The following is a 13,257-nucleotide window of genomic DNA, read 5'->3' as shown; positions in this document are numbered from 1 at the left end:
TAGGTTTTGCGCACTTCCTTTTGTTTCCAAGACATTTGTAGGTAAATTTTTCCGATAACAATTGTTCAAAGAGCGTAAAATATTTTTTCAATATAATTTATTACTTAATTTTTTTTGGAGGAATAAATATGAGTGACCCAATTTCGATACTAAAACTAGACCCCGGACATGCTTTCGGTGTGAATGGTCGTATGCAAAAAGATACAGGTAATGAAGCAATAATAATTGATCAATATGATTTCGCATACGCAGATTTAGAAAAAGTGGATGTTATCCTAATCCCAAACTTTGTTGATCAAGAATTTTTGTACAGTCAACGTGAGAAGATTGCTGCCTTTTTAGAAGAGAAAAAAATCGTAGTGTATTGTGGCCATCTATTTCGCGAATGGCTACCAGGTTGCGGTCCATTCATGCCACAGCTAATTCGTAATTATAAAGATTATGAGGTTTTTCCGACCGCAGATTCATCCATTTTTCAAGGAGTAACTACTGAAGATATGACATTTAAAAAAGGAGTTGCTGGCTTTTTTGCACGTGGTTATCATCACGCACCAGATGATGCAGAAATATTACTTACTTTTTCAAATGGTAAAACGGTTACATATGTAGATCGTACTACAACAAATGGTACTATTTTAGTCCATGCAGGACGTGATTTACTAGGCTACGCTAATGAAAACAAATCAACAGACCTTATTCGGCCTCAATTTTTATCATGGCTTGAAGCAGAAGTACAATCATTAAAGGAGAGCACAGTACAATGAGAAGAATCGGTGTTATATATAGTGGTAATGAATCACATTATCGGACATTCCATGAACCAAAATTCAATCAATATATAAAAAAATTAATTTATCATCCTGGTTTCCTAGAAACGGACATCGACGACTTAGATGTACTGATTGTTCCCTCTCAATTAAATCACAAGCTGTTACTTGCTAGCGTAGTAAAAATACATTCATTTGCTGATAAAGGTGGAATTGTAGTTGCATTTGGACCACAGCCATGGAGTTGGTTACCAGCACAACAATGGGAAGAGCGACCAACAAATTTTTGGTGGTGGCTTAAAAAAGATACTTCAAGTGGTCTAGTTTTACAAAAACCAAAACATCCTCTGTTTAACGGTTATTTAACACCTGACGACTGCACATGGCACCAACATGGCGTTTTCTGGCCTCCTGAAAATGCAAATATTTTAGTATCGACAGAAGATGGTGGTGCAGTTTTATATATTGATACTACCTCTACGGGCGGAACTTGGGTCATAACAACATTAGATCCTGATTTCCATTTCGGCTCTTACTTTATGCCGGCAACTGAACGATTCCTTGAAGGCTTTTTCCCATACTTAGCCTATGGGAAAATTTCGTAAGCGCTGAGTTAAGTGCAAATGCCATAGAAAAAGGACGAACAAATCCTTTCGCTATGGCATTTTTTAACGTACTCATAGTTTATTTATAAATCATAGCGGAAACTTTTTACAAGCTTATCTCCCTTATTAAACTCTTTAGATTCATCTCTTACAAAACCCAAGGATAAATAAAGATTAATAGCAGCTTGCATAATATCACCCGAGTGTAAATATAATGCTTGATCCTGACGATTGCGTGCAAAGGCGAAGCTTTCGTCCAATAACTTTTTAGCAACACCTAGCCCTCTTCCTTTAGGATGCACGCCAAGTAAGCGCACAATGGTAGACTTTATGTTAAGCTCTGGCAAACCATATGCTTTTTCAGAATCTGTAAATAATTGCAGTCCCCCTAAAATTTCATCACCCCGCTTTGCCACTAAAATTGTCTCTGCATTAGGGTTACCGACAGATGCCCGAATATCACTTAAGTAAGAAGCCCAGTCCTCTGGGTTTTCATATTCTTTTTCATATTGTGCATAACTCTCTACTAAAACCTCTAAATACTTTGCATAGTCTTCCTCTTTTAAATGCTCAATCACTATTTCAGCTACTGTCATCGTTCTTATCCCCTTTCTATATAAACAACTCTATTTAAATGCCGCCCTTACTATAGGCTGTTACTCTTTTTTCAATACGATGTGCAAGCCATTCAACGATAGCTGAAACACTCCAATAAATTAGCCCAACGGCGATAAATGCCTCCAAAAACTTTAAATTAATAGAAGCAATGATATTTGCAACTCCTGTTAACTCTTTAATTGAAAGGAAAAAAGCTAGTGACGTGGCATGTAAGAAACCGATAAAGACATTTGTGAAGTTAGGAATGGATTTACCAAATGCTTGAGGTAATATATAGCGTCGCATCGCCTGTGAAAAAGTCAAACCGACTGCATATGCTGCCTCTAGCTGTCCCTTAGGTACACTTAAAATACCGGACCGAATTATTTCGGAGGCGTAAGCTCCTGCACTTAGCGTCAAAGCCAAAATAACAAAAAGTAAAATAGGGATAGAGCTTGATTGAAACTCAAGCTTGAAAGCTTTTGAAATGACATCAACAACAATTGGTATGCCAAAATAAACAAGCATAATGTGCATAATGATTGGTGTACCTCTAAAAAAAGAAACGTAAAAATTCAACAAAGGTGCGAGAATTTTTGTTTGTTGTATCCGAACAAAAGCAACTATTATGCCGATAAAAATGCCTAATAAGACAGGTGTAACTGCCATGAACAAAGTTAACGGCAATACTTTACTAATTTCTATTAAAGCTTCAAAAATAAAAACAATATCTATAGTCATAGCATTTCCCCCTAGCTAGATGCAGCTTCCTTTGGCATATATCGATTAAGATATCGTTCATTTAATTTCAAACCCTTTTCTAGTAGCATAACAATGACATAATAAACAATGGACAGCGCCAAATATATTTCTAGCGCCCTTGTTGTTGAAGCAATAAGTGTTTCTCCACGTCCCACCATATCCATGACACCAATTGAAAATGCTAAAGAAGTATCCTTTAAAGAACTAATCATCGTATTTGCCATATTTGGAAAGGCAACACGAATCGCCTGAGGGAGCACTATACGTAGAAAGGCCTGTTTTCCACTTAATCCAACTGAATAAGCTGCCTCCATTTGTCCACGATCAACCGTTAAAATAGCCGCTCTAAAAATCTCAGCAAACGATGCAGCATTGCTCAACGTATAAGTAATAATTACAAAATACATAGCATCCATTCTTGTTACATCAATATGCACAAGCTTTAATAACGCTGGTATACCATAAAACACTAAAAACAATTGCACTAAAACCGGCGTACCTCGAATAAACGAAATATAAATCGTTATGATGTGCTTCAAAACTGGTATGTGTAGCAACTTTGGTATAGCGATTACTATACCAAGTAGCATGCCAAAAAAAGTGGCGAACACTAAAATTTCGAGTGTTACTGGTAAATACTGAAGTAATATTGGAAGTACTTGTGCAATTAGTGTGAAGTCAAAGTCATTAGCCATACTTCCTTCTCCCTCTCCTATCTCGTTTAGAAGTCTACTGAATAATCGTCACCTAGCCATTTCTTACTTAACTTACTAATGACGCCTTCTGCCTTTAATTCTCGGATAGCATCATCAAGTCGCTCCTGTAAGACGACCTCGTCTTTATTTAATAAGAAGTAAACTTTTGAATTTAATAAAGCATCTCCTACTACCTTCTCCTGTGCCTTATTGCTTTCGTTATAGTACTTTACTGCAAATGGTGTTGTAATGATTGCATCGATTCGACCTGTTGCAAGTTGATTATGAACATCAACCGAGCCTGACGAATAGACAATATTAGCACCTAAATTATGTTCCTTATTGTATTTTTCTATATAGACAGCAGAGTTACTAGTTGGCGAAACACTAACGTTTTTCCCTTTCAAATCATCAATGGATTGAATAGAATTGTTTTTTGCATTGACTGTTACTTTTAATGGGAATACATTATAAGGCTCTTTATTAAAGAGGAATTTCTCCTCTCGTTCACTATTGACTTCCATTTGATGGGCAACAAAGTCAATCTTTCTTGTCTCTAAACTTAGTAATAAATTTGAAAATTCCATTGTTTTAAATTCAAACTCATATTCTGGTAGCTTCTCATCAATAGCGCGAACAAGCTCCACATCATAACCTGTTAAATTCCCCTTATCATCAATAAAGCAGATATTTGGAAATTGAGTACCGGTACCGACAATAATTTTTCGAACGTCCTTTCCACCTTGCGCAGCTTTATTCTCACTAGTATCCCCTTCGAACTTTTCAGAACTTGTACAAGCGGTTAAAAGTAAAACTAGCAACAATAGTAAATAAAATGATAATTTTTTCATAGAATCCCTCTCTTCTTATGCATGCGACGGTAAATCAACAGCAAGCGCTGCTTTTAAATGCTCCAACCCAATTTCTGTTACTGCTTTAAAGACGCCATTTGCTCCAATTTCGACAACCGGAACATAACGGACACCATATTTTGCTTCTAAGATGTCACGGAATGCGTCATTATGTGTTACATCTACGGTTTTATAAGAAATACCTTGTTGTTTCAAATGTGTTTTCACTTCATCACAATAACTACAACCTTGCTTTGACCAAACTATTACATCTATATTTTTCGTCATAATCATTTCTTCCTTAGCTTACCGCTTCCTTTTGCTGTAAATTGACTGGACTCAATAGCTCAAATGATCGTTCCCGTTCAAATTCCTTCAACACAGGCGTATGCAAAATATACTCATCAATTTGATAGCGCACATGGTAGTCATCTAATATCGTTTTAATATCATCCGGAGTCCCACATAAAATATCTGCATCATATTGCTTCACCGTAAATGACTCCCCAGATTCCTGACCAAATTTCTCTGCAAGTTCTACTGATTGTAATGTTAGACTTTTGCCACTCGCTAAATGCACCTTCGTAATTTTTTGATCACCAACTAACGCTATCGCCTCTTCTTTTGTAGGGGCTGCAAGTGCTGCGATGGAGACGGCAAAATGACCGTTTGGATGATGCGTGCGATAAGCTGTAGCTGCTTGTGCTAATACATCATTATCACTATTAATAAATCGCGCAAAGACAAACGCAATGCCTAGTGTACCTGCAAGTGCGGCGCTCTGTGGACTTGCCCCAAGTAAAAATAATGCTGGCTTTATCTTTGGAATCGGTGTTGCCTGTATCCCATATAACTCGTGCTCTGCTAGTACTGTTTGCTCAATTAATTGCTGTAAAAATGTTAATCTTTCCTCAAAATCATTTTCGCCTTTATTGAGGGTGCCATATTGCAATGCCTTCGTAGAGAGAGGTAAACCGCCCGGTGCTTTCCCTATGCCTAAATCAACACGGCCTGGCTCCAACGATGCGAGAACATGGAAGTTTTCTGCTACCTTGTAAGGACTGTAGTGCTGTAGCATTACTCCACCCGATCCAATATTGATAGACTTTGTTTTCGCAAGGAGATAAGATACTAATACCTCCGGCGATGATCCTGCTAATGTATCTGTATTGTGGTGCTCTGACACCCAAAAACGTGAGTAGCCCAATTGCTCTGCCTTTTGTGCTAGAGCCACTGTTTTTTGTAAGGTCTTCTCGTTTGTAGCATCCTCAATAATAGGGCTTTGATCTAATATACCTAATGAATAGCTCATACATTGCCTCCTTAAATACATTTATTCTTATATTTATACTTGGTTTTTAGACAGACTGTTTGACATAACGGCTTTCTTTAAATGGTAAACCTAAGTTACCACGTAATGTGTCAGCTTCATATTCTTCACGGTATAGCCCTCTTGCTTGTAAAATCGGCACAACCTTGTCTACAAAATCATCCAGTGCTCCAGGTACAGTAACGCCTATAATAAAGCCATCAGCCGCCTCTTGCTCAAACCATTCCTGCACGAGGTCAGCAACATGCTCTGCTGTACCAAAGAATGCTGTTTTGGGGGTTGCCTCACGTAACGCTACTTGTCGCAATGTTAGCCCTTCTTGTTTGGCATATTTTTTAATATAATCAGTCGTACTTCTAAAGCTGTTTGCTCCAATATCACCAAGCTCTGGGAACGGAGCATCTACATCATATTGTGAAAAATCATGATGATCGAAATACCGACCAAGATAAGCAAGTGCGCGCTCTATCGAAACAAGCTCAACAATTTCCTGATACTTCGCTTCCGCTTCCTCAAGCGTATCGCCAATAATCGGAGAGATTCCTGGGAAAATTTTAACTTCATCTGGATTGCGTTCAAATGCCACAACCTCAGTCTTTACTCTTTTATAAAATTTCTGTGATTCTTCTAATGACGATCCATGTGTAAAGATTGCGTCTGCATCCTTTGCGGCTAATCGAATTCCTGCATCTGAAGAACCTGCTTGGAAAATAACAGGCTGCCCCTGCTTAGAGCGTGCTATATTCAGCGGACCTTGTACTGAAAAATAGTTGCCCTTATGATTTAGTGTGTGCAGCTTTTCAGGATCGAAAAATACATCATGTTCTACATCTGCTATGAAAGCATCATCTTCCCATGAATCCCACAAGCCCTTTACCACTTCTAAATATTCCTCAGCAATTTGATAGCGTTCTGTATGGCTAGGATGCTGTTCAATTGATTTATTATAGTTTAAAGCAGTACTTTCTAATGGTGTCGTAACAACATTCCACCCTGCACGGCCCCCACTAATATGATCCAAAGAGGCAAATTGGCGTGCAACTGTAAATGGTTCGCTATAGGAAGTTGATACAGTACCAACTAACCCGATGTTTTTCGTTGCTACTGCTAGCGCCGAAAGAATTGTTATTGGCTCGAAACGATTTAAAAAATGGGGAATAGATTTTTCATTAATGAACAAACCATCTGCAATAAAAGCAACATCAAATTTCCCCTGCTCAGCCTTTTGTGCTTGCTGAATATAAAACGGCAAGCTTACACTTTGATTGCTAGCCACCTTAGGATGACGCCAACCTGAAATATTACCACCCACACCATGAATAATAGCCCCGAATCGAATTTTGTCCTGTCTCACCATATTTGTTCCTCCTTAAATTTTATTTTTACTAAACATAGTGGTTAAGTATGTTTTATATTTAAAAAAATATTTTATTTATGGGTACTCATAAATAAAATAGGGTTGAGGAAGATAATACAGTTCATTTATACAGTTTGCAATAGGCTACTTAATAGAAAAAAATTTACTGACTTATAAAAAATTTTATCAATTCAGATTTTCTTGAATGATTTCAAATTGCTCAGCTGTTTCTACTATTGTTTTCCAAAAGGCTGGTGCCAGCGTCTGTTTATTTTTATACGTTAGAAAAATGTGTTGATCCATATCAAGTAAATGTTTGATATCAATCTCTACAAACTCACCGCTTTCAAGTTCTTTTTTTACACAAAGATATGGTAAAAAACTCATATACTCCCTTGTACGGATAAATTCTTTCGCTACTTCTAAATGATCCGTTCGCACTTCAATATTTGCTGATACGCCCTCTACCTCAAACATTTTATGCACATAATTCCAATCAAAAGCCCCACATTCAAAAAACACCATTTTCTGTTGTGCCAGTTCCTTTGCTTTTATTAGATTTTGTTGTATAAAGGGATGCTCGCGATGCATCACAAGTTTGACTGCATTACTTAGCAATAGCTCATTACAAATCCCTTCCCTATGCACGTATTGAATTAGACCAAGATGGATTTGATGACTTTGTAATTTTTCTAAAATCACCGCTGTTGAACCTGTGATAATCTGAAAGCGTAAATGTGGAAAGTCTTTCTTCCATTTTGGCATTGCGTAAGCTAAAAAATATTGTGCGGTGACACCATTTGTACCAATGCACACTTCGTCAGACTCCTTCGTTTCCTCTAATTGTTTCTTTCCCTGTTCGAAGGTTTGCACAATCTGTGTCGCAAAAGGTAGAAAATCCTTGCCTTTATCCGATAATATTACACTTCGCCCATCGCGATGAAATAACTCTACATTTAACTCTCGCTCCAATGATTTAATACGTGCCGTCACAGTCGGTTGAGATAAAAACAATGCATTTGCGGCCTTATGAATACTTTTATAATGCACTACATATAAAAACGCTTCGATATGGTCAATATTCATCTGAAGCCCTCCTCAAATAACTTATTTATCCTATTATATAGATAATCGTTTTAATTCTCTATAAAATATTGGAAAACTAGGTATTGAAGTAAATGGGCAGTTAACAAGAAAAAAGTAACCTAGCGTCTCCCAGGTTACTTTATTATGTAGCGATGTGGTCATCCATCTTGATAACATACATCACGCGTGGCTTACATCCCTCTGTCTGCAACCACTTTATGTTATTCATATTGACACCCCCTGTTGCCAATACGAACTCTCTTTATATAGTATCTCCACTAAGAAGTATAATACTTCAAAACAATTGTAGAATACGCTTCGCTTTCGCTGCAAAAAAACACTTGCTGAAAGAAGTTAAGCTAGAATTGATGCTAGCACTGCTTTTTGTGCATGGAGTCTATTTTCCGCTTGCTCAAAAATATAGGAATTTGGGCTATCTATAACAGATGACGCTACTTCTTCTTCACGATGAGCTGGTAAACAGTGTAGGAACATATAATTCGGTTTTGCGAATGCTACTAGCTCATCATTTATTTGATAACCTGCAAAGTCTTGTAGACGTTTTGCAGTCTCCTCTTCATGCCCCATTGATGTCCATACATCCGCGTATACTACGTCCGCGTTTAACACCGCTTCTACAGGATCATTTGTAATTATAATTGTGCTACCATTTGCTGCTGCGATAGCCTGTGCTTTTGCGATCACCTCTGCATCACATTCATAGCCAACTGGCGTTGCTACTGCCACGTTCATTCCTACATGAGCAGAAGCGACTACTAAAGAGTGTGCCACGTTGTTGCCATCTCCAACATAGGCAATTTTTAATCCTTTTAGGTGACCTTTATTTTCAATAATTGTTTCTAAATCAGCTAAAGCTTGGCATGGGTGATAAATATCCGTTAGTCCATTGATGACCGGTATAGATGCATGCTCTGCAAGCTCCTTTACCATTGCATGAGCGTTCGCACGAATCATAATACCATCTAAATAACCTGATAACACATGTGCTGTATCATAAATCGATTCACCACGACCAATCTGTAAATCACGCGCATGCATAAACATACCTTTTCCACCTAATTGGTTCATACCAACTTCAAATGAAATACGAGTACGAGTTGAATGTTTTTCAAAAATCATGCCGAGTGTCTTACCTTCTAGCAGCTTCGGACATTTCCCTTCTTTAGTAATCATTTTCAGCTGTGTCGCTAATTCAACTAACTGCTGAACCTCTTCACTTGTATAGTCTAGAAAGGTTAATAAGTCCTTACCTTTTAAACTAGATACTAACTTTAACTGTACTTCCTCGAGTAATTTCATAACCTTCGCTCCTTGTTTAATTGCTGTTGGGCTTAGTATAGCAAATGCATAAATATAAAATCAACTGAATTTTTATGTTTATTTTAAAAAGTTAGAATTTTATCTTCAGTTGTGTCTAAAATCCGAATAATCGAATATTTATGCATATTCCATCTTCGATCGCATAGTAAGAAAATTGCATTACTGTTAATACATATTTATAATTTATATATATTAATTATTTAGGTGGTAAAATACATGGATAAGGATTTGGTGCATCTTGTTAAAGAAATCAATCAAGTTGAATATGAAACCACTTTAATGTTAACTGAAGAATTTTCCTCATTGTTCGATGAAACATTAACTACAAAACAAGCAGTATTTTTAACTCTTCTTCAGACGAAAGGTCCCCTTCAAACTTATGAATTAGCCAAGTTAATGGGTACATCCCCAAGTGCTGTTAGCCAACTAGTAAATAGGCTGGAGCAAGAAGATTATATAAAAAGAACAATGAGTAAAAAGGATCGTAGAGAGGTTATTATAGAACTAGATGAACGGGGACATCTTTATTTTCAAAAGCAGGAGGAAATTGAGCTTGCTATTATTTATAAATATTATACAAAGCTCAATAGAGAGGACTTGTTACAATTAAAAGACATACTTTTGAAATTACGTTTTATTATTTCAGAAGAGCAGGAAAAAAATAAACGTTCTTAATGGAGGTATTATTGTGGATTTACACGATTTAAAAAAGGACATATTTAAAATTGCTTATCCCTATATAAAAACCCGTCCAAATGTTGCTTTATCTATCGGTATCATTTCTCAAGACCAAGAAGCTACTTTTACTTTCGGTGGTTCGAAATTTATGCTGGAAGAAAAGCCTTATATATATGAAGTTGGGTCGATTTCTAAAGTTTTTACTACATCCATATTAGGGGAAATGATTCAGGAAGGAAAAATCCATGTAGAAGACTCTATTGGCAAATACTTTTCTGATATTCCCGATAATCACCCTGTCACACTCAAACATTTAGCAAACCATACTTCTGGACTACCAGGAATAGGTGTGCTGAAGAACATTTACAATCTTTTTGACGCACAAACACCTCGTGATCCCTTTTGCCAATATTCACTGGAAGAGACTATAAATTATTTTAAAACGCACACAGAAGAGCCTAAAGTTAAATTTAGATATTCTAATGTAGGAATGGGGCTTTTAGGATATATTTTAGCCAATACACTTCACACTGATTATGAAACAGCTATTAAACAAAGATTAACAGATCCTTTAAATATGCCAAATACATTTATTTCTATCCCTTCTGATCAAGCAGAGGCAGTATTGCAAGGCTACACGATTCTTGGACATAAGAAGCCTCCGCTCCAAATGAATGACTTTATGGCGGCAGGGGCAGTCCGTTCAACTGTCAATGATCTTTTAAAATTTATGAAAGTACATTTAAGTGATGAGAATTTAGGTTATTCATTATCACATCAAGCTACTGAAACCTTTTCGGAACATATGGGTATTGGTCTAGGATGGCTTCTTGAGGACAATATCATTTGGCATAACGGTTCGACGAAAGCTTTCTCTAGTTATCTAGGTTTTGATAAAGCACAACAAACAGGCGTCGTTGTGTTATCAAATTATCGCTCTCCTATATTGGCGACAAACCCTGGGCAGATTGGGAAAGATATATTGAAGCTTTTACAGGTTTAATAGATATTTTATATGAATACAAAACGGGGTATCTCTAATTCTCATACAGAGCTCCCTATTAACGAAATTGCTCGAACAGTAGGCTATCAAAGTGCAGGTAGATTTTCAGAGCTATTTAAAACGCTATGCCGAGTTAGCATCAAAGGAATATAGGCAGCAAATATTTAGAGGTTAAACATAAAAGGGGGGTGACTGATCATCATAAAACTTGCTCTACTTTCCATTACAGATTCGCATTTCGATAAATACCATTCAAAACTCACAGCTTTCATTTCAAAAGACAAACAGAACAAACTTCAGCGATTCCATTTCAAAGATGACTATAAGCGAGGCTTATTAGCCGACATATTAGCAAGATATTTAATTTCAACAAATTTTAATATTGCCCCATCAGCTATTGAATTTGACAATAATACATATGGTAAACCATATGTGAAAAATCTACCTTACGCCTTTTTTAATATTTCACATTCAGGAAATTATGTTCTTTGTGGTATTAGTAATATGGAAATCGGCGTCGATATTGAAAAGCAAAAAATACTGGATCTCAATCTCGCTCAACATATTTTTGCTCCCGAGGAATATGAAGATTTAATAGCTTTGTCTGACAGAAATCAATTAAATTATTTTTATAAACTATGGACATTGAAGGAAGCCTATATTAAATGTTGTGGTGTAGGCTTGTCTTTGCCACTTCAATCCTTCTTTTTTAAAATTCATGGTGGTGGCATTCATTTAAATGCTACAAACCAATTGGATTCTCTATATTTTTTAACCACTAGTATTGAACAACAGTATTCTATAGCTTGCTGTTCCAATGAGCAAATTGAAGCGAATGCTATCGAACAAATTTCTTTACATACTATTGCATCTTTTTTTCAGCACTTTGATGAATGATTTATTTTTCATATAAAACAACCCTCAAACTTTATTCGTTTGGGGGTTGTTTTACTTATCTTAGTCAAAAAATAATTTTATTCATTGAATCACTGTCTAATTTTTCATTAATTTTACAGTATTATCATAAGCATCACGATGTAAAATGCCTGCACGTGAGTGGCTGTAGCGTGTTGCAATACCGATGGATAGAGCAATATAACCATTTACAGTAACGTGGATAGAGCCATTTTAGACATGCTCTTAACGCTTGTTTGTAACGGATTAATCTATTTTGCTGTACATTTACCATTCCTTCGCCAATTCATGATTTTCTATGTTACAATTTACCATAACAGGAATTTCCAATCATTCGAAGGAAGGCTGATGATAAGGCATTGAAAAAATTATTATTTTTAGTGTTTTTAACAGTATTTATTTTAACAGCATGTAACTCATCAACGCTAAGTATTAGTGAAATTGAAAGTGTTCCAGAAAAAGTACAAAAGGTAATTGATGAAAAAAATACACTTCAATTAATCAACGAAGTAGAAAAGGATGTTTCTTATATCGTTTTTCAGTCAAAAGGAACAGTTACAACAGGCCTCGAAACAGAAGATGATACATTAATAATAAAGTTAGATGTTACGAATCAACAAGATAATGAAATAAAACAACATGTCTATAAATTAACGTTCGACTCAAATCTTGATACGATTAATATTCACATCAATGGAAAATCTACAACTATTGATAATGTAACAGGTATATAAGTGGATCATCACCAAAACGTATGGTTGATTTCCGTTCCGACTGGGCGCTTTGTTGCTGCCGCTTCGCTTTCGCACAGAAAAAACATTTGTTGCTGCCGCTTCGCTTTCGCACAGAAAAAACATTTGTTGCTGACGCTTCGCTTTCGCTACAGAAAACATTTGTTGCTGACGCTTCGCTTTCGCACAGAAAAAGCATTTGTTGCTGACGCTTCGCTTTCGCTACAGAAAACATTTGCCGCTGACGCGCAGAGCAGAGCTTCCTGGGGGCGTCCGAGGAGTCGCCCAGTCTCCACTCCAATCAACTATTTTTAACAAAAGTCATCCACAACTTTTGGTGATGAACCATATAAGTAGCAATGATCCACTTTTTTACAATCGAAATATTAACCTATCACATATCAATTTGAACTTGTACGTTGAACTACATACAAGTCCCTTTTGTTATGCTTTCTCAATCGCTCCTATGTGAATTGCTAATTATGATATATTCTTTGGTCTAAACCAACGCAAAAAGCCTCCTAACTTTTCTGTTAGAA

At 36.5% G+C, this 13,257-nt stretch carries 16 protein-coding genes; 6 read left to right on the top strand and 10 right to left on the bottom strand.

The genetic code is table 11. The features are described from left to right. The first annotated feature begins 128 nt into the window (after positions 1-128). Together C7Y47_RS11000 and C7Y47_RS10995 are read left to right on the top strand one after the other, a co-directional pair. On the top strand, positions 129-764 hold the full coding sequence (locus C7Y47_RS11000; protein ID WP_142508834.1) for a hypothetical protein: 636 nt from the start codon (positions 129-131) through the stop codon (positions 762-764). After that, positions 761-1,372, top strand: coding sequence for a hypothetical protein (locus C7Y47_RS10995; RefSeq protein ID WP_142508833.1), 612 nt, complete (start codon positions 761-763; stop codon positions 1,370-1,372). Before C7Y47_RS11000 ends, C7Y47_RS10995 begins: the two co-directional genes overlap by 4 nt. An 83-nt stretch (positions 1,373-1,455) precedes the next feature. Here C7Y47_RS10995 and C7Y47_RS10990 read toward each other — a convergent pair whose 3' ends face one another. The 9 genes from C7Y47_RS10990 to argF all read right to left on the bottom strand — a co-directional run bounded on the left by C7Y47_RS10990 (position 1,456) and on the right by argF (position 9,370). Further along, positions 1,456-1,968, bottom strand: a complete 513-nt coding sequence (locus tag C7Y47_RS10990) for a GNAT family N-acetyltransferase (protein ID WP_142508832.1) — start codon at positions 1,966-1,968, stop codon at positions 1,456-1,458. Between the two features lie 34 nt (positions 1,969-2,002). Next, positions 2,003-2,710 (bottom strand): amino acid ABC transporter permease, encoded by a 708-nt coding sequence (locus tag C7Y47_RS10985; RefSeq protein WP_142508831.1) that lies wholly within the window; start codon positions 2,708-2,710, stop codon positions 2,003-2,005. A gap of 11 nt (positions 2,711-2,721) precedes the next feature. Further along, entirely contained in the window at positions 2,722-3,426 is a 705-nt protein-coding gene (locus C7Y47_RS10980; RefSeq protein ID WP_142508830.1) for an amino acid ABC transporter permease, read from the bottom strand. Between the two features lie 26 nt (positions 3,427-3,452). Further along, positions 3,453-4,277: a transporter substrate-binding domain-containing protein gene (locus C7Y47_RS10975; protein ID WP_142508829.1), complete on the bottom strand. Its 825-nt coding sequence runs from the start codon at positions 4,275-4,277 to the stop codon at positions 3,453-3,455. Between the two features lie 15 nt (positions 4,278-4,292). Then, complete coding sequence (locus tag C7Y47_RS10970) at positions 4,293-4,565, bottom strand: glutaredoxin family protein (protein ID WP_142508828.1); 273 nt, start codon at positions 4,563-4,565, stop codon at positions 4,293-4,295. A 13-nt stretch (positions 4,566-4,578) separates the two neighbouring features. Beyond that, positions 4,579-5,589, bottom strand: coding sequence for an LLM class flavin-dependent oxidoreductase (locus tag C7Y47_RS10965; RefSeq protein WP_142508827.1), 1,011 nt, complete (start codon positions 5,587-5,589; stop codon positions 4,579-4,581). A 46-nt stretch (positions 5,590-5,635) separates the two neighbouring features. Further along, positions 5,636-6,964: an LLM class flavin-dependent oxidoreductase gene (locus tag C7Y47_RS10960; RefSeq protein ID WP_142508826.1), complete on the bottom strand. Its 1,329-nt coding sequence runs from the start codon at positions 6,962-6,964 to the stop codon at positions 5,636-5,638. Between the two features lie 186 nt (positions 6,965-7,150). Continuing rightward, positions 7,151-8,050 carry a LysR family transcriptional regulator gene (locus C7Y47_RS10955; RefSeq protein WP_142508825.1) on the bottom strand — a complete coding sequence of 300 codons (900 nt, stop codon included), beginning with the start codon at positions 8,048-8,050 and terminating at the stop codon, positions 7,151-7,153. A 354-nt stretch (positions 8,051-8,404) separates the two neighbouring features. Beyond that, on the bottom strand, positions 8,405-9,370 hold the full coding sequence (gene argF / locus C7Y47_RS10950) for an ornithine carbamoyltransferase (RefSeq protein ID WP_142508824.1): 966 nt from the start codon (positions 9,368-9,370) through the stop codon (positions 8,405-8,407). 237 nt (positions 9,371-9,607) lie between these two features. Here argF and C7Y47_RS10945 point away from each other — a divergent pair, with 237 nt between their 5' ends. The 3 genes from C7Y47_RS10945 (at position 9,608) to C7Y47_RS10935 (ending at position 11,969) form a co-directional block, all read left to right on the top strand. Further along, positions 9,608-10,066: a MarR family winged helix-turn-helix transcriptional regulator gene (locus C7Y47_RS10945; protein ID WP_142508823.1), complete on the top strand. Its 459-nt coding sequence runs from the start codon at positions 9,608-9,610 to the stop codon at positions 10,064-10,066. Positions 10,067-10,079: 13 nt separating this feature from the next. After that, a complete protein-coding gene (locus tag C7Y47_RS10940; RefSeq protein WP_142508822.1) occupies positions 10,080-11,072 on the top strand; it encodes a serine hydrolase domain-containing protein in 993 nt (330 codons plus the stop codon). A 192-nt stretch (positions 11,073-11,264) separates the two neighbouring features. Beyond that, entirely contained in the window at positions 11,265-11,969 is a 705-nt protein-coding gene (locus C7Y47_RS10935) for a 4'-phosphopantetheinyl transferase family protein (RefSeq protein ID WP_436970108.1), read from the top strand. A 96-nt stretch (positions 11,970-12,065) separates the two neighbouring features. Here C7Y47_RS10935 and C7Y47_RS26255 read toward each other — a convergent pair whose 3' ends face one another. After that, complete coding sequence (locus C7Y47_RS26255) at positions 12,066-12,149, bottom strand: hypothetical protein (RefSeq protein ID WP_436970107.1); 84 nt, start codon at positions 12,147-12,149, stop codon at positions 12,066-12,068. A 197-nt stretch (positions 12,150-12,346) separates the two neighbouring features. On the opposite strand from C7Y47_RS26255, the gene C7Y47_RS10925 reads away from it, so the two are divergent. Further along, complete coding sequence (locus tag C7Y47_RS10925; RefSeq protein ID WP_142508820.1) at positions 12,347-12,721, top strand: peptidylprolyl isomerase; 375 nt, start codon at positions 12,347-12,349, stop codon at positions 12,719-12,721. Positions 12,722-13,257: the final 536 nt, after the last annotated feature.

The organism is Lysinibacillus sphaericus, assembly GCF_006864135.1.
GTDB lineage: Bacteria > Bacillota > Bacilli > Bacillales_A > Planococcaceae > Lysinibacillus.
Note: the sequence above shows the minus strand (reverse complement) of the source record. Positions and strands in the feature narration are given on the sequence as shown.